Origin of the sequence: Archangium gephyra, from assembly GCF_049060025.1 — a bacterium.
Lineage (GTDB): Bacteria > Myxococcota > Myxococcia > Myxococcales > Myxococcaceae > Archangium > Archangium gephyra_A.
Genome location: NZ_JBMEQQ010000002.1, coordinates 1204367 through 1228823, shown reverse-complemented (window position 1 = coordinate 1228823; position 24457 = coordinate 1204367). Strand labels below are relative to the sequence as shown.

The window sequence follows — 24457 nt, the reverse complement described above, 5'->3', positions numbered from 1 at the left end:
CCAGGTGTCAACCCCGACCCGTGGATTCCAGGCCATCCCCGGGCCTCGCGCGGCACGGTCCGTGTCTTGACACTCGAAGGGTGACTCAATAATGACGGCGACCCTAGCCCCCCGAGGAGGAGGACGCGCGCTTGCGGTGCCCCGGGTCGGAACGAACACCGCAGGAAGCGCGCCCTGGGGATCCGCTGAGACGGATCTCCCCCACGAGAGAAGAGCGCCATGAGTGACGTTTTCGAGAAGTGCCAGAGCTGGAAGGACTACCGCATCGCCAAGGCCACGGGGCTCTACCCCTACTACCGGGCGATCGAGGAGTCGTACGGTGCCACCGAGGTGCAGATCGAGGGCCGCCGTATCATCATGGTGGGCTCGAACAACTACCTGGGCCTGAGCGCCGACCCTCGGGTGAAGGAAGCGGCCATCAAGGCGGTGGAGCGCTACGGCAGCACGTGCTCCGGCTCGCGCCTGCTCAACGGCACCCTGGCGCTGCACGAGGAGTTGGAGCAGCGGCTGGCGAAGTTCCTCAACCGCGAGGCCGCGGTGGTCATCTCCACCGGCTTCCAGACGAACCTGGCGCTCTCCTCCATCCTGGGCCGCCACGACATCGTCTTCGCGGACCGGCAGAACCACGCCTCGCTGGTGGATGGCATCCGCCTGTCCTTCGCCACCGAGCGCAAGTACCGCCACAACGATCTGGAGCACCTCGAGCAACTCCTGCAGCAGGCCGCCGAGAAGGAGCCCAAGGCCGGGAAGATCATCATCACCGACGGCGTGTTCTCGATGGAGGGCGACATCTGCAACCTGCCCCGCATCGTGGAGCTGGCGCAGAAGTACGGCGCGCGGGTGATGACGGATGATGCCCACGCCATGGGCGTGCTGGGCGAGAAGGGCCGCGGCACCTCGGAGTATTTCGGGCTGGAGAAGGAGACGGACCTCGTCATGGGGACGTTCTCCAAGAGCTTCGCGTCGCTGGGCGGCGTGCTGGCCGGCCCCTCGGACGTCATCAACTACATCCGCCACAAGTCGCGCTCGGTCATCTTCTCCGCGTCCATGACGCCGGCCTCCGTGGCCTCGGCGCTCAAGGCGCTGGAGATCATCGAGGCCGAGCCGCAGCGGCGCGCGCGCCTGCTGGACATCGCCGAGAAGATGCACAACGGCTTCCGCGCCATGGGCTTCGACACGGGCGTGTCGGTGACGCCGGTGGTGCCGGTGCACATTGGCGATCAGGTGAAGTGCTTCCGCTTCTGGCGGGCCCTGCACGAGGCGGGCGTGTTCGCCAACCCGGTGATTCCGCCCGCGGTGGAGGCGGGCCACGCGCTCATCCGCACCAGCTACATGGCCACGCACACGGACGAGCAGTTGGACCGGGTGCTCGACATCTTCGAGCAGATTGGCAAGAAGCTGGACGTCATCCCCCAGACGCGGCCCTCCACGTACACCCCGGTGCAGATCGCCCGCCCGGGCACGATGGTGCGCAACAACAAGGCCACCGACAAGTGGGCCGCCGCCAGCGAGGGAACGAACGGCTACCACGGCCTCACGCTGGATCAGCTCTCGCGCATGTCCTCGCGCGAGGTGGCCGGCAAGCTGTTCGACGCGGTGGAGACGCTCACCTGGCGCGCCGCCAACCTCCAGCCGGAGGATCTCCGCAAGCTGGGGCAGATGCCGATGAAGCTCTGGGAGAAGCGCGCGAACATCCCCGGCATGCTGCTGGAGAAGGGCGCCAACTTCTTCATCCGCAACGGGCACGAGGACAGGAGCTAGGACCCCCCCATGGCCGCCGCCGCCGAGATGCAGAACACCGAATCCAAGCAGCCTCCCCTGCCCGCCGACGTGGAGGTGACTCCCGTCCGCAGCCCGGCGGACCGCACGGCCTTCATCCGCCTCCCCTACTCCATCTACAAGGGCGACCCGAACTTCGTGCCGCACCTGGAGATGGAGCGCCGGGACTTCATGGACCCGAAGAAGCACCCCTTCTTCGAGTTCGGCGAGGTGGAGTTCTTCCTCGCCCGCCGGGCCGGGACGGTGGTGGGCCGCATCGCGGCGGTGAGCAACCCCCGCTACAACGAGTTCCACGAGACCAACGTCGGCTTCTTCGGCCTCTTCGAGTGCGTGAATGACGCCGGCGTGGCCCGCGCCCTCTTCGAGAAGGCCGCCGAGTGGCTGCGCGCCAAGGGCTTCACCTCGGTGCTCGGCCCGATGAGCTACTCCACCAACGGCGAGGTGGGTCTGCTCATCGAGGGGTTCACCACCCCTCCGGCCATCATGACGACGTACAACCCGCCCTGGTACGCCGCGCTCCTCGAGGCCAACGGCTTCACCAAGGCCAAGGACCTCTTCGCCTGGGAGCTGTCCTCCTCCACCCCGCCGCCGGAGAAGGTGGCGCGCATCGCGGAGAAGATCCGCCAGCGCGAGGGCGTCACCGTGCGCCCGGTGAACCTCAAGCAGTTCGACTCCGAGGTGGCCCGGGTGAAGGCCATGTACAACTCGGCCTGGGAGAAGAACTGGGGCTTCGTCCCGATGACGGAGCACGAGTTCGATCACCTGGCGAAGGATCTCAAGCAGATGGTGCGGCCGGAGCTGGCGCTGGTGGCCGAGGTGAAGGGCCAGCCCGTGGGCTTCGCGCTGACGATTCCCGACGCCAACGAGGCCATCAAGGCCGCCAACGGCCGGCTCACCACCTTCGGCCTGCCCATCGGCCTGGCGAAGCTGCTGCTGGCCTCGCGCCGCATCCGCCGGCTGCGCCTCATCCTCCTGGGCACCGTCGAGGGCTACCGGCGCCGCGGCCTGGACGCCATCCTCTACCTGGACACGCTCAACAAGGCGCGCGAGCTGGGCTACGAGGGCGGGGAGATCTCCTGGACGCTCGAGGACAACCACCTCGTCAACCGCGCCATCGAGTCCATGGGCGGCAAGCAGTCCAAGCGGTACCGCGTCTACGAGAAGCCCCTGTAGACGCGGCCCGGGCGGGCGGGCGCCGGAGCTACTTCAGCGACTTCTCGAGCTGCGCCCGCTTGGACTTCAGGGTGGACAACAGCCCGTCGAAGCCCTTGTCGGCCAGGATCTTCCGGAACTGGCCGCGGTACGTCTCCAGGAGCGAGATGTCCTCGGTGACGATGTCGTAGATGCGCCACTCGCTCTTGGCGTCCCCGCGGTAGAGCTTGTAGCGCACGGGCAGCCGATCCCGGCTCATGATGACCTTGGTGTCCACGGTGGCCTCGTTGCCCTGGATGGACTCCTGGCCGTACTGGATGAGCGCCCTGCCCTGGCTGAGCGCCTTCTGGGCGTAGGAGGCGCGCAGCAGGCCCTGCATCGCCTCCGAGAAGTCCTTGCGCTGGGCGGGCGTCAGCTTGTCCCACGTCTCGCCGAGCGCCCGCTTGGAGAGCTCACCCCAGTCCACGAAGCGATCCACCGCCTTGGAGAGCTGCTCCGCGCTGGCTCCCTTCGAGGTGATGATCTTCTGGACCTCGGCGTTGCCCGACTTCACGACGTCGAGGGGCGCCGGGGTGGCGGCGAGCAGCACGGCGGCAAGCAGGGAAGCGAACATATCTGGGCGACTCCGGGGTGCTGGAGGTGAGGACGGGAGGGATGACACTCCGCGACCCGGAGTTATTCACGAAGCCCCAGGCCGGGCGGGACGAGCTTCTTCGAGCGTTCGCGCTACGACGAAGCTACGAATGATCTGCTTGGTACATGGCGCGCGCGTGGGCAGAATCCGCGCCGTCAAGTCAAGGGGCCCCCAGGCCCCCATCCCGAGGAGCACATGGCGTATACCGACCGCGTCAAGCAGATCCTCTCGTGGTACCCGTCCGACAATCCGGGCACGCTCACCAACCTGGCCCGCCTGCTCAACACCGGCATGCTCGCCGGCACCGGGAAGATGGTGATCCTCCCGGTGGATCAGGGCTTCGAGCACGGCCCGGCCCGTTCCTTCGCGCCCAACCCGGCGGGGTACGATCCGGACTACCACATCAACCTGGCCATCGAGTCCGGCTGCAACGCCTACGCCGCGCCCCTGGGCTTCCTGGAGTCCGTCGCCGGCAAGTACGCCGGTGAGATCCCGCTGATCCTCAAGCTCAACAACTCGGACTCGCTGGGCAAGCCCGAGCACCCCATGTCCGCCGTCACCGGCTCGGTGCGGGACGCGGTGCGCCTGGGCTGCGTGGCCATCGGCTACACCATCTACCCGGGTTCCGGGTACCGCAACGAGCAGTACGAGGCCCTGCGCGAGCTGATCGCCGAGGCCAAGGATCACGGCCTGCCCACGGTGCTGTGGGCCTACCCCCGCGGCGGCATCTCCAAGGAGGGTGAGCAGGCCATCGACGTGATCTCCTACGCGGCGCAGATCAGCGCCCAGCTCGGCGCCCACGTCATCAAGGTCAAGCCGCCCAAGGACTTCCTGGAGCAGGCCGAGGCCAAGAAGGTCTACGAGAAGTTCAACATCCCCACCAAGACCATGTCCGATCGCATCCGCGACGTGGTGAAGTCCGCCTTCAACGGCAAGCGCATCGTCATCTTCTCCGGCGGCGAGTCCAAGAGCACCGAGGACCTCCTGGAGGAGATCCGTCAGATCGCCGCCGGTGGCGGTTTCGGCTCCATCATGGGCCGCAACGCCTTCCAGCGCCCCCACGACGAGTCCGTGAAGCTGCTCAAGGACGTGATGAACATCTTCAAGTCCGCCAAGTAATTCCGCTACGGGCAGACTCGAGCGGCCGCTGTCCTTCGGGACCGGCCGCTCTTTTTTCGTGAAAGTGTATAAATCGGAGGGAGGGTCAATAAAGACAGATGGGTGATTCAAGACCCATTACTTCTTTTTCCCTCTGAGAGGCTTCCGCCTTCGCTTGAACGGCAATATTTCTCCTCAATATTCCGCGATTGCCTGTATAAAAGTTTTCTGATATTAAAATCCTTGAGAATATCCATGGGGCTTGCCCGACCCCCCCCAAGCCGCCCAGCCCCGGAGGTTCGCTATGCTGACGTTGGTTGCCGCTGTGCAGGATACGATGCCGACGCGCGGAACCTCGGGTGCCACCCCCCCCGTCATGAAAGAGCGGAAGTCTCCACAGGCCGGGACCCCGGCGGCAGAGCAGCAGCAGAGCGCGTCGCCGTCCCCCGTGGACTTCGTGTCCTGGGCGAAGACGGTGCAGTACCAGACGCAGGTGGTGCTGCATCAGATCCTGGAAGCTCGAGGACGAGCGCCACCTGGATCCGGCATGGAACAAGGTGCTGGAGCAGGTGCGCAGCTACAGCCTGCGCCCCTCCAAGCGCATCCGTCCGGGGCTCGTGCTGGTGGGTTACGCCCTGGGGCGGGGCGACACGCGGGCACCGTCGGGGCTGTGGCGGTTCGCGGCGGCCACGGAGCTGCTGCACACGTTCATGCTGATCCACGATGACGTCGCGGATCAGGCGGACACGCGCCGCGGCGGCGCGGCACTCCACAAGATGCTCGGCGAGGGACGGCTCGGAGAGAACCTCGCGATCGTGATCGGAGATCACCTCTACGGCCGTTCTCTCGAGGTGATGCTGGGCTGCAACCTGCCGGACGCGGACGTGGCCACGCGCTACTTCCTCAAGGTGTGCCGCTACACGGCCGCCGGGCAGTACATGGACATCCGGCTGCCGCACCAGCCGCTGGCCGAGCTGTCCATCTACAACGCCCTGCGCGTGGCCTACCTGAAGACGGCCCTCTACGGCTTCACCGCGCCGCTGGTGTGCGGCGCGATGCTCTCCGGCGGTGATCCGGAGCTCATCAACAAGCTGGAGCGTTTCGGCCGCTACGTGGGCACCGCCTACCAGCTCCGCGACGATCTGCTCGGCCTGTACGGCCAGTCCTCCGTGGTGGGCAAGCCGACCGACTCGGACCTGGCGCAGGGCAAGCGCACCTTCCCGCTGCTGGCCGCCTACCTGCGCGCCTCGCCCGAGGCCCGTCAGGAGCTGGAGACGCTCTGCATCCCCGGCCCCAAGGACGACACGATGCTGCAGCGCGCCCGGGAGCTGGTGGAGCAGCACGGGGGCCGCGCCGCCACCGAGCGCCTCATCGAGCGCTCCACCAACGCCGCCTCCCGCATCCTCCACAGCCTCCCCGAGGCCGGCGGCCTCAAGCAGATGCTGCGCGATCTGCTCCAGATGCTGATGATCCGCGAGGCCTGAGCCCGCGACGCCCCGAGCGTCGCGCCGGCCGCCCGCGAAGCAGCACCCCTCGCCACCACTCCCTTCGACACGCACCTCACCGTCCCGCGGACGTGGGGCCGTGGCGCGTTCCCTTCCCTTCCCTTCGTCTCTGCTTCAGGTGGCGGCTTCCACCCGCCGCGAGCGCGTGCTCGAGCGGCCCGGTGGAAATGAAAAAGCCCGCCCGGTTTTCACCGAGCGGGCCTTCTTCATTGTGGAGCTAATCGGGATCGAACCGATGACCTCTTGAATGCCATTCAAGCGCTCTCCCAGCTGAGCTATAGCCCCGTATTCACTTGTGCCTTCGAAGGAGAGAGACGAGGCCCGCCAGCTTTTCCTGACGGGCCTCTTCTCGGAGTGGAGCTAATCGGGATCGAACCGATGACCTCTTGAATGCCATTCAAGCGCTCTCCCAGCTGAGCTATAGCCCCACAATGCGCAACCACCTGGGGAGCGGTTGCCAACGTCGAAAGCGGCGCTCTTCTACAACTTCCTCGTGCGGGACGCTACTCCCGAATTCGGGCCCCCCGCGTTTTTTTGCTTCAACCGCTGGGCCGTCTCCTCACCTTCCTGGAGCAGGTCGCCGATCTCCCGGGCCTGGGCCTCGGCCTTGTGCTGCGCCTGCTCGATCGCCTTGAGCAGCGGGGCGAACGTGGAGGGCAGCTCCAGCCGGCCCTTCTGCACCTGCTTGAAGACGGCCTCGCCCAGCTCCCGCAGGGCGCGCTCCTTCTCCTTCTGGATGAAGTCGTGCTGCGTCTTGGCCCGGGCCAGCTCGGCGTGCTTCTCCACCTGCTGACGCAGCTGGGCCATCTGCGACTGGGCGGACTGGAACGCCTCCTGGAGCTGACGGAGGGCCTCGGACTGCTTGGGGTCGGCTGCCACCGGATGCGACCTCTCGGAAAAGGAATCGCCTTCCTGCGTAACGTGCGGCCGCCAGGACTGTCAATCCCGCCTGCCCTGCCCCCTGCCTCCCCTCAACCCTTGCGCAGCCGGGCCGCGAAGAAGCCTCCGCCGGGCACCCTGGAGGGCAGCGCCCTGAGGAAGGGGCCATCGCAGAGCACGGCCGCCCGCTCGGGTCCGAAGATGGGCGCCAGGGGCTCCACCGTGAAGCCCGGCACCTTGGCGAGGAAGTCGCGCACCACCGCGTCGTTCTCCTCGGGCAGCAGCGAGCACGTGGCGTACACCAGCAGCGCTCCCGGCTTCACCTGCCCCGCCAGCTCCTCCAGCAGGGCCAGCTGGGTGTCGTGGAACTCCGCCACCGACTTCGCGGTGAGCTTCCACTTCTGATCCGGCTCGCGCGCCAGCGAGCCCGTCCCACTGCACGGCGCGTCCACCAGCACCACGTCCGCCTGCTCCAGCGGCAGGGGATGCGGGAAGGACACATGCCGCAGGGCCAACTCCTTCGCCCGCTCGCGCGCCTGCGCCAGCCGCCGGCGGGAACGGTCTCCCGCCACCACCCGCCCCGCCCTGCCCACCTCGTCCGCCAGCGCGAGCGTCTTGCCTCCCGCTCCCGCGCACACGTCCGCCACCAGCCGCCCCGACAGCGAGCCCTCCAGCGGCCGGCACGCCTCGACGATGAGCTGGCTGCCCACGTCCTGCACCTGCAGCCGGCCCTCCTTCATCACCCGCGTCTCGAAGACGCGGTGGCTCGCCTCGGTGATGCGCACCGCGTCCAGCGCCACGTCCACCGGCGCCACCGCCACGCCCTCCTCCACCAGCCGCGCCACCACCTCGGCCCGCGTCCCCGAGGGCCTCACCCGGAAGTGCAGCGAGGGATCCTCGTCCAGCGCCGCCAGGATCGCCTCCAACACCGGCTCCGGGTGCAGCTCGGCCAGCCGGTTCACCAGCCAGTTGGGGAACGAGTAGCGCGTGGCCAGCCGCTCCGGGCCCGCGGGCACCTGCGGCTCCGCCAGCGGCGACTCCGCCACCTGGGCCAGCAGATCATCCTTGATGGTGCGCGGACGCACCGGGCCGGGCAGCTTCACCTCGGGGCTGATGCGCGCCCAGCTCGCGCCACAGAAGAGCCGGCGCCAGAGCACGTAGCGCACCAGCGTCTGATCCTCCAGCAGGCCAATCTTGCTGGGGACGTGCCCCAGCGTGCGCGCCGCCAGGTCCAACAGCCGCTGGTGCCGGGACATCTCGCGCACCGCCAGCGCCGTGAAGCGCCGCTCCTGGCCGCCCAGGCCCTCCGCGTCCTTCAACGCATTGGCCAGCGCCGCCTTCAGCGGATCCCCCTTCAACACCGCCAGGTGCGCCTCGAGTGCCGCCGTCGCCGCGCGCCGCGAGGGACGCCCCAGGCGCGCCTCGTCCACGAATGTGTCAGGCCAGAGAGTGCTCACGCTCAACCGCCAGCGCCTCGCTTGTCAGCGCAGCGCCATCGACACGGCCAGACAGCCCTCGTGGGTTCTCACCTCACGCGGTCCGGCCGACAGATAGAAATACTGGTGCTTCATCCGCTGCTCGCCCTCCACCTCCAGCGAGCCCTCCACCACCATCACGCCCGCGCGCCCGCGGTGCACCGGCCGGGGATGGCTCACCCCGGGCTCCATCCGCACCCACAGAAGCCCGTCCGGCTCCTCCAGCGTCCGCACGCCCGCCGCCACCTCCACCCACGCCCCCTGCGGTGGCCCGCGCTCCGCCGCCCGCACCACCTGCTGCCGCAGCCCGACGAAGCGCTCCACCATCCCCAGGATGTCGTCGATCTGGAAGGGCTTGGCCAGCACCACGTCCGGCTCGTGCGGCCGCAGCACCTTCCCCACCTCTTCGGCCGTGGCCGCGCTGACGATCGCCACCGGCTGCAGCCGCTTGCGCGCCGCCTCCAGGATGATCCGCCCACCCTCGCCCGTGTCGCCGATGCGCAGATCCGTCACCACCAGCGAGAAGAGCTCCTCGCGCAGGGCGCCCAGGGCCTGGGCCACGCTGCCCGTCTCCCGGACCTCGGACTGCTCGGCGATGAGCTCGCCCATCCCCTCACGGAGACTGGCGTCGTCCTCCACCAGCAAAACTTTCATTGGGGACCTCCCGCCCGGGTTTCCGGAGTCTCACTGCGCGCCTGGGGGGAGTGTGCCCCTTCCCATCGGGCGAGAACTCCCCGGATTGGCCCTCCCCGGACTCGAACCGGGACGCGGGGTCAGCCGCAGCGGATTTTGAGTCCGCCTCGTCTACCAATTTCGACAGAGGGCCCCTTGGGGCTGGAACAAGCGGACGTATACCGCGATGCCCGCTCGGACGCATCCAAAGATTGCGGTCCTATAGCCTGATGGATAAACGGGCGCCATGTACAACCTTCTCATCGCCCTGGGTGTGGGTCTCGTCATCACCCTGGGTATCAAGCTCTCCGGTATCGGTTCCATCTGGGCCGGCATCATCCCGGGCTCCATCGCCTTCATCGCGACCTTCCTGCTGCTCGCCCGGCGGATCGGCAACCAGCTCCAGGTCCTCATGGGCTCCGTCCAGAAGGAGCCTCCAGGGCCAGCCGACCAGCCAGAAGGAGGCCCAGGCGCGTGTCGAGCGGGCAATCAAGATGCTGGAGGGTGGGCTCTCCTACGACAAGTGGCAGTTCATGGTGGGGCCGGAGATCCACTCGCAGATCGGCATGCTCAAGTACATGTCCAAGGATCTGGACGGGGCCCAGAAGCACTTCGCCAAGGCCAGCGCGCGCAACTACATGGCCAAGGCCATGCAGGGCGCCCTGCACTACCAGCGCAAGGACTTCCCGGCGATGAAGCGGTCCTTCGAGGCCGCCGTCACGGCCGGCAAGAAGGAGCCGCTCGTGTGGGCCGTGTACGCCTGGTGCCTCGTGCAGAACAAGGAGAAGGACGAGGCCCTCCGGGTGCTGGGCCGCGGCGTGGAGGCCAACCCCTCCGATGAGAAGCTCAAGAACAGCCTCTCGGCCCTCCAGAATGACAAGAAACTGAAGATGAAGCCGTATGAGCCCATGTGGTGGCAGTTCGGTCTGGAGACGCCTCCGCCCCAGATGCTCGGCGGGGGCGGCGGCGGCCGGCGGGTCCAGTTCAACCCGCGGCGCTGATCCCCTCCCACCGGGAATTCCTACTGGTGGGATAACCGGGAACGCTGCAACTCTTGCCTAGTCGGGGCCCCCTTCACCCGAGCAGGCAGCCGCAAGTCCCTGAAATGACTTCCCCCTCGGTTGGCTTGAAGAGGGGCACGGCCCTTGCTCCTGGACTGACGCATGATCGGGCCCGAACGGCCCGGCCAAGTAGCGGAGACAGCGGACTTGGCAGCCGGGGGTCTCGGGTGAAGGCGGAGGAGGACGTGGGGTGCTCGCCGTGGGCGGCGGAGGAGGATGGGCGGGAGGGTTCACCCTCCGAGGGGCGTGGCACCCGAGACTTTCGGCCTGCCATTACGGGGCAGACGCGGGAAGTGGAGCGGACCATGGAACGGCACGAGCGCCCCAGTGAAAGGGCCCTGATCCTGGTCGTGGAGGACGACCCGGGTACACGCGACAGTCTGGTGGAGCTGCTCGCCGCCCGCTTCGACGTCCTGGGCGCCAGCGACGGCCAGTCGGGCCTGGTGCTCGCCCGCGAGCGGCATCCGGACCTCGTGCTGCTGGATCGCTTCCTCGATCAGGAGGACGGGCTGTCGATACTCGAGTCGCTGCAGCACGACAAGGCGACCGAGTCCGTGCCCGTCATCTTCCTCACCGGCGACTCGGACGAGGCCACGCTGGAGAAGTGTCTGGAGATGGGCGCGGTGGACTTCGTCCACAAGCCGGCCAGCGCCCGCGAGCTGATGGCCCGCATCGATCGGGCCCTGCGCCAGAGCGAGCAGCAGCAGCGGCTCCAGGTGCTGGCCCAGACGGACGCCCTCACGGGCCTGGCCAACTTCCGGGCGCTGTCCATCCGGCTGGACGAGGAGTTCAAGCGCGCCAACCGCTACCAGTACCCGATGTCGGTGGTGGTCATCGATCTGGATCACCTCAAGGCCATCAACGACGGCATGGGCCACGACGTGGGCAACCGGGCGATCCTGGCGCTGGCCAGCCACCTGCGCACCAACCTGCGCGAGGTGGACTTCGCGGCCCGCTTCGGCGGCGATGAGTTCGTCGCGCTCCTGCCCCACCAGACGGCGGCCGAGGCGGCGGTCTTCGCCGAGCGGATCCGCGCCGGACTGCGCACCGTGAAGGTCACGCGCAGCGACGGGCGGCCGGCGCCCTTCGGGCTGAGCGTGAGCGTGGGGATCGCGGATCACTCCGCCGCCCAACCGAAGGAGAGCACCGAGTTGCTGCTGAGGGCGGCGGACGCGGCGCTCTACGAGGCCAAGCGCGAGGGCCGCGATCGCGTGGTGGTGTACGGGGCGTCGGAGCTGCCGCCCCCGAAGGTTCAGCGTCACTGACAACCAGAAACCCCCAGAGGACCGATGGACGGTGGAGTGAGGGCGCGGATGAACGGGAGCAAGCTGGCGAGCGGTTCGAGGGTGGCCATCGTGGGGGGTGGGATCGCTGGCGCGGGGCTGGCCGCCTCGCTGCTCTTCAACGGGCGAGCCCGCGGCTGTGCGCTGGACGTCCGGGTGTACGAGAGTGGCGAGCCGGGCTCCATCGCCCCGCCGGCCCTGCTGACGCCCGAGTGCCGCTCCCGGTTGGCCGCGCTCGGCTGCCGCGTGCCGCCCGAATGGCGCGCCCATGAGCTGCGCGGGGTGGAGATCCTCTCCCACGGCAACCGCGAGGTGCTGCCCTCGACGCCCGGCGGCCTGTGGGTCGTGGACGCGTGGCCCCAGGGCCAGGGGGGCCTCGCGCTGGTGCGGGAGGTGCTCGCGGGCGCGGCGACCGCGCAGGGCGCGCGCTTCGTGGCCCGGCACGTGGAGCGGGTGGAGCACCAGCCCTCGGCGCCGGATGCTCCCGCCGCGGTGCGCAAGAGCGGCCCCCTCGTGGTGAGAGCCCAGGGCAGCGGCGAGCGCTTCCACGCGGTGGCGCTCGCCACGGGCGCCGGGCCCTCCATGGGCGATGCCTTCTTCCCGGGCTTCCAGCCCGCTCCCACCATCGCGGCGGTGCAGGCGCGGCTGCGGCACGCCACGCCCCGGCTGACCGTCGCGCCGCTCGCGCGGCTGTGGCTCTCGCCCATGCCCTCGGTGGACGGCCTGCTGCTGCTGCCCGGGGCCCACTCGGTGTACGCGCTCGCCTTCGGCGCCGCGGTGACGCCGGCGGACCTGTGCCAGGTGCTGATGATGGCCGCCCGCGACGGGCTGGTGGAGGAAGGTTTCGAGCTTCGCCGCGCTGGAGACGACGCGCCTGCCCTACGGGCCGGGACGCACGATCGTGGCGCCCGGACAGCTCGCGGTGGGCGCGGCCGCGTTCGGCCACCCGCTGCAGCTCGGACTCTCCGAGACGCTCGCCTCCTGCAGCCGCGCGGCCGTGGCCCTGCTGGACGCCGGACTCGAGGGCCCCGCCCTGGAGCGCCGCTACGTGCGCGAGGGCCTCCACGAGATGCTCGAGGACTCCGCCGCGGGTGCTCGCTCCATCGCCTGGCTGCGCCGCGCCGGCCGCCGCGCGCCCCAGGCCTTCCTGTCCGCTCGCAACCGCGGCACCTCGGGCGGAATGGGCGGCGGAGGGGTGCTGGGGCTCTCCGCCCCGACTCCCCTGTCCCTGCTCAACGCCGCCCGCTGGGCCGGCATCCGCGAGACCATGGCCTCCTGGGTGCGCACCGCCGTGGAGCCCCTGCCGGCGACCATTCCCTCGCTCGAGCCGGACCTCTACTACATCGTGGATGACGATCCGGATCAGCGCGAGGCGATGACGCAGCTCCTGGAGTCCACGGGAGCCCGGGTGGTGGCCTTCGCCGATGAGCTGGCGCTCTTCTGCGCCGTGGCTCGCCGCCCGCCCACGGCCATCCTCCTGGACGTGGTGCTGCACTGGGTGGACGGCCTGCGCCTGTGCGAGGGCCTCAAGCAACACCCGCTCACGCGCGACACCCGGGTGGTGGTGATGAGCGGGTTGAACCGGCCTCACGTGCGCCAGCGTGCGCTCGACGCGGGCGCCGAGGCCTTCCTGCCCAAGCCCGTGGACCCCGAGCGGCTGCTGCGCCAGCTCCTGGGCCATGTCCCCGCCAGCGCGACGCCGGGCCAGCCGGGCCGCTCGGCCCAGGACGATGTCGTCTCCGACGAGACGGGACGCTACGCCTCCTGAGGCGCTCCGGAGCCGCTTCGGAGCCGGAAGCCCGGCTCCGCTCAGGGCAGCGCGGTGGTGACGTAGTCGCTGCCACTCGCATGGCAGCCATGGCAGGTCGGGTGGCCCCGGCCGTAGTAGTTGCTCGCGTACTCCGGCCCGAAGCCCTCGTAGAAGAGCCACGTGTCCTTGCCCGTGCCCTCGGAGATCTTCACGTCCAGGGCATGGCCTCGGAGCGTCTTCCCGTCCCTCTCGTACAGCTCCTTCACGAGGATGCTGCCCACCGGGTGGGTGGTATTGCCCGCGCGCAGCGACTGGACCACGGTGTCATTGAAGAAGACGCGCACCTTGCTGCCGTGAGGTGCTCGCGTCTCGTGGACGCCCGGCTCGGCGAGCCAGGCCTTGTACCGGCCCTCGCGCACGAAGGCGGTGATGCCGGCCTCGGAGGTGTCGAGGTCCTGGATGACGCCGGTGCCCTCGTCCACCGTCGATGAGGGTCCACAGGCGGCGGCGAGCACGGCCAGCAGGAGCAGGGAGCGCGGGGACATCGGGCAGTCCTTTCGTCAGGTGCCCTGTCGTACGGTGGTGGAGCGCCTCCGGTTACCTCGGAATTCTGAGGACCCGTGCGCGTGCAACCCCGCGAAATACCAAGGCGTGGCGCGGGAATGTGCCTTGCAACCGGCACTGTCCACCATGAGAAAACTCCTCTGCGCGTTCCTGATGCTCGGTGCCTCCGCGTGTGGTCCGGGCGGCGGCATCTTCGACGATGACATCTTCCACGATGCGAGTGAGGTCCAGGGCCTCGGCACGTACCGGATCTCCGACAGCGGTATCCGGTGCGCCGTGGCACCCTGCCCTTCCCTCCGCGTCTCGCCGATCGGCGCGAGCGCGAGCATCCTGGTGAGCGGAATCGAGTACCCGCCCGGCATGGCCCAGGACAAGCGGCAGCAGGCCTCCCACCGCATCTACATGTCCGGCGGGCTGGTGGCCGACGGCGCCCCGCGCGGCGAGGGCGATGCGCGCGTGTTCGTGCTCCAGTCCGTCGTCGAGCAATAATCTCCCGCGACGGGAGATGGCGGATGACGCGTGGCGAGATCCTGGACGCCGTGAAGCAGTTCCTGTCCCTCATGGAGGGCGCCGGACCCGCGGAGGAGCGGGAGAAGGCGCTCCGCCTGGCGCTCGACAGGCTCGCCCTCGCGTATCACTTCGCCGAGGCTCCCTCCGACGATCGCGATCATCCCGGCCCGCCTCGCGCCGACTACCAGGTGCTCCGCGAGCGCATCTCCGCGCTCTTCCCCCGCTACGGCTTCTACAACGCCGTCCTCGATGTCACGGAGAAGGTGGGTGCGCCCGAGACCGGGATCGCCGACGCCATCGACGACCTCACGGACATCACCCTGGAAATGCACGAGGTGCTCGCCCGCTGGGAGACGACGAGCGAGGAGGATGCGTTGTGGCACTTCCGCTTCCTCTACGAGACGCATTGGGGCCAGCACCTGCGCTCGCTCCAGCAGTACCTGCACGCGCTGGCCTTCTGAGCCCCGGGGGACTCAGCCCGAGCCCCCCTCCCTCCGCTGCACATCGACGGAATACGGCACCTGCTCGACGAAGTTCGCTCCCGCTTCCTTGCGGAACCACGTGAGCTGCCGCTTGGCGTAACGGCGCGTCTCCTGGGCCGCTTGCTGGATGCCCTCCTCCACCGTCAGCTTCCCGTCCACCACCGCCTTCGCCTGCACGTACCCCACGCTGCGCATGGGCGCTGCGTCGGCATACCCCCGGGCGATCAGCTCGCGCACCTCGTCCAACAGCCCGCCCTGGAACATGGCCGCGCTGCGCTCGTTGATGCGCTGGTACAGCACCTCGCGCGGCGGCGACAGCACGTGCATCCGGAAGGGGTACCGCTCCGCCGCGAACGCATGCTCCTTGCGGAACTCGGAGGCCGGCTTGCCCGTCTGTTTGTGGATCTCCAGCGCCCGGATGGTGCGCACCAGATCCCTCGGCGGCAGCTTCGCGGCCGTCTCCGGATCCACCTCGGCGAGCTTGCGGTGCACGGCCTCCCGGCCCTCGGCGGCGGCGAGCGCCTCCAGTTCCGCGCGCAGCTCGGGGTCCGCTCCCGGTGCCTCCACCAGGCCATGCAGCAGGATACGCAGGTACATGCCCGTGCCACCCACCACGAACACGGGCTTGCCCCGCGAGGCGATGTCCTCGATGGCCGCATCGGCCCGGCGCTGGTACTCGGCGGCGGAGAAGGGCTCGAGCGGATCCACCACGGAGACGAGGTGGTGCGGCACCGCGGCCAGCTCCTCGGCCGTGGGCTTCGCCGTCCCGATGTCGAAATACCGGTACACCTGCTGCGAGTCCGCGCTGACGATCTCCCCACCCTCGCGGAGGGCGAGCTCGATGGCGAGCGCGGTCTTCCCGGACGCGGTGGGCCCGGCGATGACGGTGAGGAAGGGTTTCATCACGGAAGAGAATAGTAGGATGGAGCGCGCGAGACAGGCCGTACGAAGGACACCATGACCCCCATGACATTCGAGTACCAGATCGCCATGCTCCAGCAGGGCAAGGTGACCTACGTCAACGGCCAATGGGCCGGGCGCATGCCGTTGCAAATGGCCGTCACCAACTCCGCGAAGGGCCTCGAGTCCTGTGACGACGAGGCCACCTGGCTCCAGCGCGCCGGCGCCGACGGCTGGGAGCTGGTCTCCGTCACGGTCACTCCGGTGCAGGTCCCTGGCAGCCAGGAGACCCTCACCCGGCTGTACCTCAAACGCCGCCGGAGCTGACCGTCACTCCGTCCCCAGCCCGGCGCGCACCACCTGCGCGGCGGACACATCCCGCGCGAAGACGAGCCGCGCCGTCTCCACACTCCCGAGCAGCCGGCTCGCCGCGCCCAGCAGGTGGCGGCGTCCGGCGGCGGAGGACTCGGGCAGGAGTGCGTTGAGCAGCAGCACCCGGGCCACCTCCCCCGCCCCCACGGGCTCCCAGCGCGAGGCCGCGTCCCAGCCCAGCAGCCCCACCACGCGCAGCGAGGCCTCGCGGGGGACTCCCACGTTCCACGGCGTCCCGGCGGCCCGCCAGCCCTCCGCCTCGGGCCACACCGCCACCAGCTCGTCCGTCAGCACCGTGCCCCCGGCCCCCGCCCACAGCCCGCCCAGGGTGCTCTTCCCCGCCCCGGAATGCCCCGTCCAGAGCGCGGCCCGGCCCTCGTGCTCCACCGCCACGCCGTGCACCAGCAGGCCCCCGCGCCGCGCCAGCTCGCCCGCCAGCATCACCTTCAACACCGTGTCCACCGGGAAGCGGCCCTCGCCCGTCACCGTGGCGCTCCGGCCCTCGGGGGCGATGTCCGCCACGTAGTCCTCCCCCTCCACCCGCAGGCCTCCACCGGGGACAGGGCGGGGCTCGGGCAGGGCGCGCCCGCTGGACGCGGAAACCGGAGCCGCCGGACGCAGCACCCGGATCCGCGCCCGCGCGGGCGCCTCCGTGCGGAACGCCGGGAAGGCCCGGACGAGCGAGGCCTCCAGCGCCGCATCCTCACACTCGAGGGACACCGTCCAGCCAGCCAGCGAGAGCATCACCCCATGGGACGGAAGCACCTCACGGCAGGTCCGAGCACGAGCCCGGAATGTCGCAGCCGTAGTCGTCGGTGAAGGACACCTGCGCGAGCGCGACGAAGGGCTGCTCCCAGAGCACCGCGGGCGGCTCGTAGACGCGCGCACGCGGGGCCGCCACCGGCTCCTTCGAGTCGGGCGTGGGCGGGGTTCCCCCGGAAGCTGGCTCGCGGTCTCGCGTCAAGAAGGGCTCAGGAGAGGTGCTCAGGGGAACGGCACCGGGAAGGCGCAGATGCGGCCGTCCTGGGTGCCCACGTGGAGGCGCGACACGGTGTGGTCCACCGTGGGCGTGCCGATGGCCAGCGCGCCGGGCAGCGAGAGCTGCTTGCCGTCCACGCCGGTGGTGATGTCCAGCTCGTGCAGCTTCTCGTCCTTGCCGCCGACATAGAGACGCTGCACGCCGCCGCTCGTGAACGAGAAGGAGCCGGACGGGCTGGGAATGGGCGTGGACCAGAGCTTCTTCACCGTGGTGCCCGTGGTGCTGGTGGTGACGCTCCAGCGCTCCACCCTGCCCTCTGCATCGGTGGCGCCCAGGATGCTCACCACGAAGCCCCCATTCACCGGACGGGCGAACTGGGAGAACGCGGGCACCGAGGCCGACGGGCGGCTCGCCACGGACGCGCTCCAGGAGACCTTCATGCCCACCATGTCGACGCCGTACACCGTGCCGTCGCTGTTCGTCACGAGCGCGAGGTTCACCGCCGAGCCATAACGCACGAGGCCGAAGTCGATGTCCCCGAGCGACAGCCGGGCCAGCTCGGTGCCGGTGAGCGAGTCCAGGATGCGCAGCGAGGCCAGAGCGCCGCCGTTGGAGCGCACGCCCACGTAGAGCCGGTTGTACGCGTAGTCGATGAGCATGCCCCCGCTCACCATCCCGAGGTCCCCCGGGGCGTACGTCCACACGGGCGCGCCGGTGGCGGCATCGAGCGCCACGACCTTGTTACCGGTGCCGGTGCTCAGCCGGGTGGCGAAGAAGGCCAGGTCGCGCCCGGGGAAGGCCGCCTGGTAGGCCGCGTTGGTGGAGGTGGTGTCGTGGAGCTGCACCACCGGGAAGGACTGGATGGTCCCGAGCGGGGTGGTGGAGCGCCAGAGGAACTCCCCGGTATCGGTGCGGATGGCCTGGGTGTAGCCCGCCATGTCTCCGGTGACGATGTACTGCCCGGGCAGGCCGGAGAGCGGGACGATGGGAAAGCGGCTCTGCACGGCGCCCAGGAGCTGCACGGGCCGCCAGCGCTCGTTGCCATCCAGCACGAGCGTGGCCGTGTTCGTCAGGTTGGCCGTCACGCGGCCCGAGGTGTTGGAGCTGAAGATGCCCACGCCGAGCCTCGGTGATGGGCTGCTGCAACGTGGAGAAGCCCACGCTGTAGCACCACAGGGGCTGGCCGGCCGCGCGGCTGGTGGGCGTGGACTTCAGCCCGAGCGAGTGCGGCGCGTTGCCGGGCGAGTACCGGTACAGCGTGTCGTGGTTGTGGACCCGGTAGACGTAGGCCGTGCCGTTGGTGAGCCCGGAGTCCTCGACGGTGGAGGCCACGCTCACCTCGTCCGAGTACACCACCGTCGCGTTGCCGAGCGTCTCGCCCGCCGCGTAGCGCCGGCCCGGCTCGGGGGCGGTGTTGGGGGCGGTGCCCACGGCGCGCAGCACGAGCACCCCGTCATGCTCGGACGGGTTGGTCCACACCAGCGTGTTGCGGTTCTGCCCGGCGATCGCCACCAGGGCATCCACCTCGGGCACCGCGCGGTTGACGAAGAGGGTGACGGGCGCGTCCACGCGGAAGACGGTGGTGCCATCGGCCAGCGTGAGCCTCCATCTGATGGAGGAAGGCCGTATCCCGGGTGACGGCGCCGAGGGTGGCGTAGTCGAGCGTGAAGCTCCGCTGCTGGCCCGAGGTGATGCCGGACTGCCCGGTGGGGACCGTCCACTCGTACCCCCTCGGGTTGCTGGTGGTGGCAACCGCCATCCACCCACTGGTGTCGCTGGCGAAGGGGGTGGCCGACGCCTTGAAGAAGGTGGTGTCGGGCGTGAGCAGCTTCACCTTGCGGATCTCCACCGTGCCGCCGTTGTAGACGACGTAGCGGAGTGCGCGATTCGTGGCGCCGCCGATGAGGGAGGCGGGCTCGATGGAGAGCCGGTGCTCGACGATCCGCCCCAGCCCCGAGAGCACCCGGCTGGTGGAGAGGGGGACCCCCGCGCGCGTGGCGTCCGCATGGGCCTCGAACTGGAAGGTGGAGCCCACGGGCCCGTCCAGCTTGTACTTCCAGACGAAGCTGACGGACGTGCCGGCGCTGAGCGTCGTGGACTTCGCCGGCGTGGGGCCGCTCACGAGCGTGGGCACCGCGGTGCCGAGGAAGATGGGCGTCCGGGGCACCACGTCCCGGTAGTTGACGGTGGACGGGTTGCTCACGGTGAGCCGGAGCGTCACCGTATCGCCGGGGATGATGTTGGCGGGAAGCACCTCGGCGAGCGCCGGGAAGCTGCTCACGTTCACCTGTAAGGAGGACGTCAGCGCGGTGCTCACCGTGCCGTTGCCCGCCGAGGCCTGGAAGATGGAGGTGCCCTGCGCCGTGGACCGCAGCCTCGCGGTGAAGCTCCCGGTGGCTCCGGGCGCGAGGGAGAGCGAGGCCGGGGAGAACGCCGACACCACCGTGTCGAAGCGTGCGTCGCCCACCACGGCCGGGCCACTCGGGGTGATGCCCCCCTGGTTCACCAGCGAGCGGTTCACCACGACGAGCTGCACCGTGACGTCGCTCCCGAGCTGGAGGGTGCGCGGCAGGGCCGTGAGGGTGGCGGACAGGCCCACGCGCTTCCATCGGGCCAGCGCCGGGTCTCCGGTGAACGTGACGCCGCCGGGGCACGTGTCCAGGGCCATGCTCGACTTGTTGGGATTGTTGCCGCCCACCAGCGCGTCGGTGAGATCGGCATTGGCCGCGAGTCCCACGAGCCGCAGGGTGAAGCGCGCGGAGGCTCCCGGCGCGAGCCCCAGGGGCCCGGCGGAGCAGGAGCCCATCGCCCGGTAGGTGATGCGGCGCTCCTTGCGATCGATGGTGCTCACCGACCAGCCCGCCGGGGCGTCACCGCCGTCGACGTCATAGGCCGCACCGTCGATGGCGAGGCTGACCTCGTTGAGGTGACGGGTGCTGGTGGAGGCGTTGCGGACCTCGAAGATGAGCGAGGAGATCTCCCCCATCACCGCGGAGCCCTCCACCGGCGTGACGGTCCACGCGTTCTGGGCGAGCGCGGCGGCGGGCAGCAGCAGGGTCAGGAGCGCGAGCAGGCGTGCGTTCATGGCGGGGCCTCCTCAGCGATCCAGGGTGAAGGTGGCGGTGGTGAGCGGCACCCCATCGACGAAGAAGCGCGCCTCCCAGCTCCCGCTCAGCCCGTGGAAGGGGATGTTCGTCCCCGCCACCGGGAGGCTGAAGACGAGCTCGCGCTGCTCGGTGGGCACGGCCTCCACCTTCCGGGTGTGCTTCTCGTACGCGGCGGGGCCCGGGGCCAGGAGCTCCGCGTCCACCGACGCCGAGCCGACGATGCCGCTCACGCGCAGCCGCACCTCCACCGCCGTCACCTCCGACAGGCCGCGCGCGCCCTCGGGCACGTAGGTGACGTCCGCCGAGCCCACCAGCGGAGGCAGCGGCGGCGTGGGCCGCACTTGCGGCGAGAGGCCATTCCACGACACCTCCGCGGGCACCACGGGCCCGGACTCCGCGGGCGGCTCCCCTTCCCCACCCGGGAGCTCTGGAGGACGGGCTTCGTCACAGGCGGACAGCCACAGGACCACCGACGCCATCACGAGCGCTCTCATCGAAGCACCTCCTCCGCGTCCAACAGCCCATGTCCCGCGAGCCGCTCGAGGAAGTGCAGGCAGTCCCCGAGCACCCGCTCCACGTCCACGCCGTATTCGAGCGCCACCACGGCGGCGATCTCCCGCGCGGTGCGATTGCCGTCACTCAAGTCCCAGACGCGCGCCGCGGTCTCGTTGAGGCCCCGCAACATCCGCCCTTCCGCATCCAGCACCACGAAGTCCGCGCCGAAACGCTGGCCGTCCGCGCCCTCGCGCCTGCGGGGGATGCTGTCCGGGCGGAAGCTCATGCGCGCCTCCGTCTTCCGAGCAGCGCCGCCAGCCCGCGCTTCACCACCACGCGCCAGCGGCCCCAGCGCACCGGCCCCCGGTCCCACCGGCCCGGCCCGAGCACCTCGCCACCCCGGCGCACGAGGCTCACCCGCCCCAGCACCCGCTCGCGCGGCAGGGGCGGATCCTCTGCCCGGGCGTTGTCCCCGAGCAGCACGCACGTGTCCCCGTCACACCGGCGCACGCGGTGCACCACCAGCGCATGGGCGAATCGCGCGAGCACCACCTCGCCCGGACGCAGCTCCCCGGCGCACGGCTCCACCGCCGCCACGTCCCCCGAACGCAACGAGGGCCACATGCTGTCTCCCTGAATGGGAATCCAGCACGGGCCCTCGTCTCGACGTCCTTCCGTCCAGTCTGGCGGCATGACTGGAACGGAATTGTAAGGTCACATCCCCGACACATCAAACCGGCGGCCCCTCTAACCCCTTGAATTCTCAAGGGTCCCGCCGGTTTTTCCCCGTTTCTGAGACTCTTCCCGTCTCAGGAGGCAGCGGGAGCGGCCGGCCGGGCGAGCGCCTCGCGCACGGCGGAGGCCAGTTCCTCCAGGCGCACGGAGATGGGCTCCCCACCCGCCATGGGCTTGAGCTGGGCCTGGCCGCTCTCGCGCTCGTTCTGGCCGAGCACCAGCGTGAAGCGGGCGCCCGTCTTGTCCGCGCGCTTCATCTGGCTCTTGAGGCTGCCGCCGCGCGTGTCGAACTCCACGCGCAGACCCTCGCGGCGCATGCGGCTCACCAGCCCGAAGGCCACGTCCGCCGAGCCCTCGTCCGCCGCGGCGATGAAGAGATCCACGGGCGGGGAGAACTGCTGGCCGCTCTCCTTGAGCAGCAGGCAGAGCCGGTCCAACCCCAGGCCGAAGCCCACCGCGGGCACGTCCGGTCCGCCGAGGCTCTTCACCAGCTTGTCGTAGCGGCCACCGCCGCCCACGGTGCTGGCGGTGCCCAGCGCCGGATGCGAGGCGATGAACTCGAAGGTGGTGCGCGTGTAGTAGTCCAGGCCGCGCATGATGCGCGAGTTGACCACGTACGTGATGCCGAGCACGTCCAGCTTGCGCTGCACCTCGGCGAAGTGCGCGCGGCACGGCTCGCACAGCGACTCGGTGATGTTGGGCGCGGCGTTGGCGATCTGCTGGCAGCGCTCGTTCTTGCAGTCGAGCACGCGCAGCGGGTTCTTCTCCAGGCGCACCTGGCAGTCCGCGCACAGCTCGCTGGAGTGGGCGCGCAGGTGCTCCACCAGCCGGCTCTGGTAGCCGGGGCGGCACACGTCATCGCCCAGCGAGTTGATGTTGAGCGACACGTCGGTGAGCCCCAGCTTCTGCAGGAGCTGCACGACCATGTCCATCATCTCCACGTCCTGGGCGGGCTCCTTGGAGCCGTAGCCCTCGGCGCCGATCTGGTGGAACTGACGGTAGCGGCCCGTCTTCATCCGCTCGTAGCGGAACATGGGGCCCATGTAGAACCAGCGCGTCACCGGCTCCTGGTTGCTGATGGAGTGCTCGATGTACGCGCGCGCGGCGGGAGCGGTGCCCTCGGGACGCAGGGAGAGGCTGCGGCCGCCCTTGTCCTCGAAGGTGTACATCTCCTTGCCGACGATGTCGGTCGTCTCGCCCACGCTGCGCACGAAGAGCGCGGTGTCCTCCACCATGGGCGTGCGCACCTCGCCGTAGCCGAAGCGGCCGAACACCTCGCGGGCGGTGCGCTCGACGTGCTGCCACACCTCCACGTCGCCGGGGAGGATGTCGTTCATGCCCTTGACGCCACTGACCTTCTGACTCACGGAATCTCTCCAATCCGCCGGCCCATGCGCACCACCGCCTCGGGCTGGAGGCTGTCGTCCCACTTCACCCGCCCCGGCTCGAACACGAGGATGACGGTGGAACCCATCTCGAAGCGGCCCAGCTCTCCGCCCTTCTCCACCGCGAGGGCTGTGTCGTAGCGGTGCACCTTGCCCGGCTTGCCCTCGTGGGTGATGACGTCCTCGTAGGCGGCCTTGATGCGGGACACGCAGGTGGCGCCCACCTTCACCACGGCGCACTTGCCGGCCACGGTGTCCAGGTAGGTGACGAGCCGCTCGTTGACGCAGAAGAGCGCCTGCTTGTTCTTCACCGAGGCCGGGTTGACGGGCCAGAACTCGCCGGGGATGTACGCGTAGCCGGTGATCTTCCCGCCCAGCGGCGCGTGGATGCGGTGGTAGTCGCGCGGCGAGAGGTAGATGGTGGTCCACGCGCCGCCGTGGAAGGGCTTCGCGGCCTCCTCGTCACCGAGCAGCTCGCCCACCGAGTAGTGGATGCCCTTGGCCTGCATGACGCGGCCGTGCTCGGCGTAGCCCACCTGGGACACGGCGCCGTCCACCGGGGACACCACCACCTTCTCGCCCGGATCCACGGGGCGCGAGCCCGTCTTCAGGCCGCGGGTGAAGAACTCGGCGAACGTCGGGTAGTGCTCCAGGGCGTGCTCCGCCTCGGCCACGTCCACGTTGTACATCTTGGCGAACGCCTTGATGGCGGCCCGGTGCAGCGGAGCGGGCGCGGGCAGGCGGGTGGCCATCCCCACCGCCGTGGACAGGGCGGACTTGGGGAGGATGTTCATCAACTTCATGAAGGTCTGTTCGTTCATGAGACGGGTTCCGCGTGGGGTGTCTGGAGTGGGATGCGCGAGCCGGTTTCAGCGACCACCGTCGGTGGGGCCACCCGTGCCGCCATCCACGGGGATGGCCTGGATGGCGCTCCGGGGCACCTGGGCGAGCACCTTGCCCTCTTCGATGATCAACACCTGATCCTGCAGCGAGGCATACTGCTGGCGACACGCCGGGCGGTCCGCCAATTCCCAGCGGTCGCGGCGGCCGCGGCCCTTCACCTCGAGCGGCTCGCCCTTCTGGAAGCAGCCGGAGCTCGCCAGCACGGCCTCCGGGGCGCCGACCCCCGGCACGCCGGTCCCGGCATCGGCGGGGCCCGTGTCGGGAGCCTCCTCAGCCGGCTCGGCGGCAGAGGGAGCGGGCGATGGGCTGGAGCCCGTGTTGAAACCGGGGGGCATCTGGCCCGGCTGGCGAGCCTGGGCCATGGCATCGGCCTTGGCCTGCTCCTGGGCCTGGGCCTGCTGCTTACCGGCCTGGATGCGGGTGCGCAGCTCCTGGGCCGCCGGGGCGTCCAGGCTGTCCGCGGGCACCTGGTTCAGCAGGTCCTCCACCTGGGCCAGCTCCGGATCCAGGAAGGCGTCGTCGCCCTTCTCTCCGTAGAGCTTGCCGAAGCGCGTGTGCGCCTGGGTATAGGCCTCGGAGGGCTTGGCGGGCTTGCGGCAGGCCACGGGGGCCGCCGCCACGAGGAAGGCCGTCAGGAGACCGGCGAGGGTCCGGCTGGAAAGGAGGCTGTAGGGGCGCACGGGGCCGGTTTTCTACGCCATTTCCGGACCGCCGCGCCCCTTTTTCGACTCGGAGGG

The 24457-nt window shown here is 69.8% G+C and carries 25 protein-coding genes, 3 tRNA genes and 1 pseudogene; 10 read left to right on the top strand and 19 right to left on the bottom strand.

Annotated elements, in window-relative coordinates:
• Window positions 1-219: 219 nt before the first annotated feature.
• Together ACN28I_RS05560 and ACN28I_RS05555 are read left to right on the top strand one after the other, a co-directional pair.
• Complete coding sequence (locus tag ACN28I_RS05560; protein WP_420941085.1) at window positions 220-1761, top strand: aminotransferase class I/II-fold pyridoxal phosphate-dependent enzyme; 1542 nt, start codon at window positions 220-222, stop codon at window positions 1759-1761.
• Between the two features lie 9 nt (window positions 1762-1770).
• Window positions 1771-2952 carry an N-acetyltransferase gene (locus tag ACN28I_RS05555; protein ID WP_420941084.1) on the top strand — a complete coding sequence of 394 codons (1182 nt, stop codon included), beginning with the start codon at window positions 1771-1773 and terminating at the stop codon, window positions 2950-2952.
• A gap of 28 nt (window positions 2953-2980) precedes the next feature.
• Here the strand turns inward: ACN28I_RS05555 and ACN28I_RS05550 are convergent, their stop codons facing one another.
• Window positions 2981-3544 (bottom strand): MlaC/ttg2D family ABC transporter substrate-binding protein, encoded by a 564-nt coding sequence (locus ACN28I_RS05550; protein WP_420941083.1) that lies wholly within the window; start codon window positions 3542-3544, stop codon window positions 2981-2983.
• Between the two features lie 216 nt (window positions 3545-3760).
• Between ACN28I_RS05550 and ACN28I_RS05545 the strand changes: the two genes are divergently transcribed.
• Together ACN28I_RS05545 and ACN28I_RS05540 are read left to right on the top strand one after the other, a co-directional pair.
• Window positions 3761-4684: a class I fructose-bisphosphate aldolase gene (locus ACN28I_RS05545; protein WP_420941082.1), complete on the top strand. Its 924-nt coding sequence runs from the start codon at window positions 3761-3763 to the stop codon at window positions 4682-4684.
• 536 nt (window positions 4685-5220) lie between these two features.
• Window positions 5221-6147: a polyprenyl synthetase family protein gene (locus ACN28I_RS05540; protein ID WP_420941081.1), complete on the top strand. Its 927-nt coding sequence runs from the start codon at window positions 5221-5223 to the stop codon at window positions 6145-6147.
• A 233-nt stretch (window positions 6148-6380) separates the two neighbouring features.
• Here the strand turns inward: ACN28I_RS05540 and ACN28I_RS05535 are convergent.
• The 6 genes from ACN28I_RS05535 to ACN28I_RS05510 all read right to left on the bottom strand — a co-directional run bounded on the left by ACN28I_RS05535 (window position 6381) and on the right by ACN28I_RS05510 (window position 9348).
• A tRNA-Ala gene (locus ACN28I_RS05535) sits at window positions 6381-6453 on the bottom strand.
• Window positions 6454-6523: 70 nt separating this feature from the next.
• A tRNA-Ala gene (locus ACN28I_RS05530) sits at window positions 6524-6596 on the bottom strand.
• A gap of 52 nt (window positions 6597-6648) precedes the next feature.
• Window positions 6649-7047 (bottom strand): hypothetical protein, encoded by a 399-nt coding sequence (locus tag ACN28I_RS05525; RefSeq protein WP_420941080.1) that lies wholly within the window; start codon window positions 7045-7047, stop codon window positions 6649-6651.
• Between the two features lie 92 nt (window positions 7048-7139).
• The gene (locus ACN28I_RS05520; protein ID WP_420941079.1) at window positions 7140-8504 is read right to left on the bottom strand and encodes an RsmB/NOP family class I SAM-dependent RNA methyltransferase; all 1365 of its coding nucleotides are present in this window, start codon (window positions 8502-8504) and stop codon (window positions 7140-7142) included.
• Between the two features lie 24 nt (window positions 8505-8528).
• A complete protein-coding gene (locus tag ACN28I_RS05515; protein WP_420941078.1) occupies window positions 8529-9176 on the bottom strand; it encodes a response regulator in 648 nt (215 codons plus the stop codon).
• 86 nt (window positions 9177-9262) lie between these two features.
• Window positions 9263-9348: transfer RNA gene (locus tag ACN28I_RS05510), tRNA-Leu, on the bottom strand.
• Window positions 9349-9688: 340 nt separating this feature from the next.
• Between ACN28I_RS05510 and ACN28I_RS05505 the strand changes: the two genes are divergently transcribed.
• The 3 genes and pseudogenes from ACN28I_RS05505 (at window position 9689) to ACN28I_RS05495 (ending at window position 13306) form a co-directional block, all read left to right on the top strand.
• Window positions 9689-10195, top strand: coding sequence for a tetratricopeptide repeat protein (locus tag ACN28I_RS05505; protein WP_420941077.1), 507 nt, complete (start codon window positions 9689-9691; stop codon window positions 10193-10195).
• 365 nt (window positions 10196-10560) lie between these two features.
• Window positions 10561-11520 (top strand): diguanylate cyclase, encoded by a 960-nt coding sequence (locus tag ACN28I_RS05500; protein ID WP_420941076.1) that lies wholly within the window; start codon window positions 10561-10563, stop codon window positions 11518-11520.
• 48 nt (window positions 11521-11568) lie between these two features.
• Window positions 11569-13306, top strand: a pseudogene (locus ACN28I_RS05495) (response regulator).
• Window positions 13307-13347: 41 nt separating this feature from the next.
• Here the strand turns inward: ACN28I_RS05495 and ACN28I_RS05490 are convergent.
• Window positions 13348-13833, bottom strand: coding sequence for a hypothetical protein (locus ACN28I_RS05490; RefSeq protein ID WP_420941075.1), 486 nt, complete (start codon window positions 13831-13833; stop codon window positions 13348-13350).
• A gap of 145 nt (window positions 13834-13978) precedes the next feature.
• Between ACN28I_RS05490 and ACN28I_RS05485 the strand changes: the two genes are divergently transcribed.
• Both ACN28I_RS05485 and ACN28I_RS05480 read left to right on the top strand, forming a co-directional pair.
• Window positions 13979-14341, top strand: a complete 363-nt coding sequence (locus ACN28I_RS05485) for a hypothetical protein (RefSeq protein ID WP_420941074.1) — start codon at window positions 13979-13981, stop codon at window positions 14339-14341.
• Window positions 14342-14364: 23 nt separating this feature from the next.
• Window positions 14365-14823: a DUF5063 domain-containing protein gene (locus ACN28I_RS05480; RefSeq protein ID WP_420941073.1), complete on the top strand. Its 459-nt coding sequence runs from the start codon at window positions 14365-14367 to the stop codon at window positions 14821-14823.
• A 12-nt stretch (window positions 14824-14835) separates the two neighbouring features.
• Here ACN28I_RS05480 and miaA read toward each other — a convergent pair whose 3' ends face one another.
• A complete protein-coding gene (gene miaA / locus ACN28I_RS05475; RefSeq protein WP_420948576.1) occupies window positions 14836-15747 on the bottom strand; it encodes a tRNA (adenosine(37)-N6)-dimethylallyltransferase MiaA in 912 nt (303 codons plus the stop codon).
• A 54-nt stretch (window positions 15748-15801) separates the two neighbouring features.
• Here miaA and ACN28I_RS05470 point away from each other — a divergent pair, with 54 nt between their 5' ends.
• The gene (locus ACN28I_RS05470; protein ID WP_420941072.1) at window positions 15802-16071 is read left to right on the top strand and encodes a hypothetical protein; all 270 of its coding nucleotides are present in this window, start codon (window positions 15802-15804) and stop codon (window positions 16069-16071) included.
• Between the two features lie 3 nt (window positions 16072-16074).
• Here the strand turns inward: ACN28I_RS05470 and ACN28I_RS05465 are convergent, their stop codons facing one another.
• The 10 genes from ACN28I_RS05465 to ACN28I_RS05420 all read right to left on the bottom strand — a co-directional run bounded on the left by ACN28I_RS05465 (window position 16075) and on the right by ACN28I_RS05420 (window position 24400).
• Window positions 16075-16860 (bottom strand): hypothetical protein, encoded by a 786-nt coding sequence (locus ACN28I_RS05465; protein ID WP_420948575.1) that lies wholly within the window; start codon window positions 16858-16860, stop codon window positions 16075-16077.
• A gap of 22 nt (window positions 16861-16882) precedes the next feature.
• A complete protein-coding gene (locus ACN28I_RS05460) occupies window positions 16883-17017 on the bottom strand; it encodes a hypothetical protein (RefSeq protein WP_420941071.1) in 135 nt (44 codons plus the stop codon).
• A gap of 83 nt (window positions 17018-17100) precedes the next feature.
• A complete protein-coding gene (locus ACN28I_RS05455; RefSeq protein WP_420941070.1) occupies window positions 17101-18213 on the bottom strand; it encodes a PQQ-binding-like beta-propeller repeat protein in 1113 nt (370 codons plus the stop codon).
• Between the two features lie 335 nt (window positions 18214-18548).
• A complete protein-coding gene (locus tag ACN28I_RS05450; RefSeq protein ID WP_420941069.1) occupies window positions 18549-20180 on the bottom strand; it encodes a hypothetical protein in 1632 nt (543 codons plus the stop codon).
• 12 nt (window positions 20181-20192) lie between these two features.
• A complete protein-coding gene (locus ACN28I_RS05445) occupies window positions 20193-20696 on the bottom strand; it encodes a hypothetical protein (RefSeq protein ID WP_420941068.1) in 504 nt (167 codons plus the stop codon).
• A complete protein-coding gene (locus ACN28I_RS05440) occupies window positions 20693-20983 on the bottom strand; it encodes a PqqD family protein (protein ID WP_420941067.1) in 291 nt (96 codons plus the stop codon). Before ACN28I_RS05440 ends, ACN28I_RS05445 begins: the two co-directional genes overlap by 4 nt.
• Window positions 20980-21390, bottom strand: coding sequence for a S24/S26 family peptidase (locus tag ACN28I_RS05435; protein ID WP_420941066.1), 411 nt, complete (start codon window positions 21388-21390; stop codon window positions 20980-20982). Before ACN28I_RS05435 ends, ACN28I_RS05440 begins: the two co-directional genes overlap by 4 nt.
• Before the next feature lie 116 nt (window positions 21391-21506).
• Window positions 21507-22769, bottom strand: coding sequence for a histidine--tRNA ligase (gene hisS / locus ACN28I_RS05430; protein ID WP_420948574.1), 1263 nt, complete (start codon window positions 22767-22769; stop codon window positions 21507-21509).
• A 26-nt stretch (window positions 22770-22795) separates the two neighbouring features.
• Window positions 22796-23638, bottom strand: a complete 843-nt coding sequence (gene asd, locus ACN28I_RS05425) for an archaetidylserine decarboxylase (protein WP_420941065.1) — start codon at window positions 23636-23638, stop codon at window positions 22796-22798.
• 48 nt (window positions 23639-23686) lie between these two features.
• Window positions 23687-24400 carry a hypothetical protein gene (locus ACN28I_RS05420; RefSeq protein ID WP_420941064.1) on the bottom strand — a complete coding sequence of 238 codons (714 nt, stop codon included), beginning with the start codon at window positions 24398-24400 and terminating at the stop codon, window positions 23687-23689.
• Window positions 24401-24457 lie beyond the last annotated feature (57 nt).

Coding starts and splice junctions, on each gene's coding strand:
- ACN28I_RS05560 (WP_420941085.1), top strand. CDS start 220: ATGAGTGACGTTTTCGAGAAGTGCCAGAGCTGGAAGGACTACCGCATC.
- ACN28I_RS05555 (WP_420941084.1), top strand. CDS start 1,771: ATGGCCGCCGCCGCCGAGATGCAGAACACCGAATCCAAGCAGCCTCCC.
- ACN28I_RS05550 (WP_420941083.1), bottom strand. CDS start 3,544: ATGTTCGCTTCCCTGCTTGCCGCCGTGCTGCTCGCCGCCACCCCGGCG.
- ACN28I_RS05545 (WP_420941082.1), top strand. CDS start 3,761: ATGGCGTATACCGACCGCGTCAAGCAGATCCTCTCGTGGTACCCGTCC.
- ACN28I_RS05515 (WP_420941078.1), bottom strand. CDS start 9,176: ATGAAAGTTTTGCTGGTGGAGGACGACGCCAGTCTCCGTGAGGGGATG.
- ACN28I_RS05505 (WP_420941077.1), top strand. CDS start 9,689: ATGCTGGAGGGTGGGCTCTCCTACGACAAGTGGCAGTTCATGGTGGGG.
- ACN28I_RS05500 (WP_420941076.1), top strand. CDS start 10,561: ATGGAACGGCACGAGCGCCCCAGTGAAAGGGCCCTGATCCTGGTCGTG.
- ACN28I_RS05490 (WP_420941075.1), bottom strand. CDS start 13,833: ATGTCCCCGCGCTCCCTGCTCCTGCTGGCCGTGCTCGCCGCCGCCTGT.
- ACN28I_RS05485 (WP_420941074.1), top strand. CDS start 13,979: ATGAGAAAACTCCTCTGCGCGTTCCTGATGCTCGGTGCCTCCGCGTGT.
- ACN28I_RS05480 (WP_420941073.1), top strand. CDS start 14,365: ATGACGCGTGGCGAGATCCTGGACGCCGTGAAGCAGTTCCTGTCCCTC.
- miaA (WP_420948576.1), bottom strand. CDS start 15,747: ATGAAACCCTTCCTCACCGTCATCGCCGGGCCCACCGCGTCCGGGAAG.
- ACN28I_RS05470 (WP_420941072.1), top strand. CDS start 15,802: ATGACCCCCATGACATTCGAGTACCAGATCGCCATGCTCCAGCAGGGC.
- ACN28I_RS05465 (WP_420948575.1), bottom strand. CDS start 16,860: ATGCTCTCGCTGGCTGGCTGGACGGTGTCCCTCGAGTGTGAGGATGCG.
- ACN28I_RS05450 (WP_420941069.1), bottom strand. CDS start 20,180: ATGAACGCACGCCTGCTCGCGCTCCTGACCCTGCTGCTGCCCGCCGCC.
- ACN28I_RS05445 (WP_420941068.1), bottom strand. CDS start 20,696: ATGAGAGCGCTCGTGATGGCGTCGGTGGTCCTGTGGCTGTCCGCCTGT.
- ACN28I_RS05440 (WP_420941067.1), bottom strand. CDS start 20,983: ATGAGCTTCCGCCCGGACAGCATCCCCCGCAGGCGCGAGGGCGCGGAC.
- ACN28I_RS05435 (WP_420941066.1), bottom strand. CDS start 21,390: ATGCCGCCAGACTGGACGGAAGGACGTCGAGACGAGGGCCCGTGCTGG.
- hisS (WP_420948574.1), bottom strand. CDS start 22,769: ATGAACGACATCCTCCCCGGCGACGTGGAGGTGTGGCAGCACGTCGAG.
- asd (WP_420941065.1), bottom strand. CDS start 23,638: ATGAACGAACAGACCTTCATGAAGTTGATGAACATCCTCCCCAAGTCC.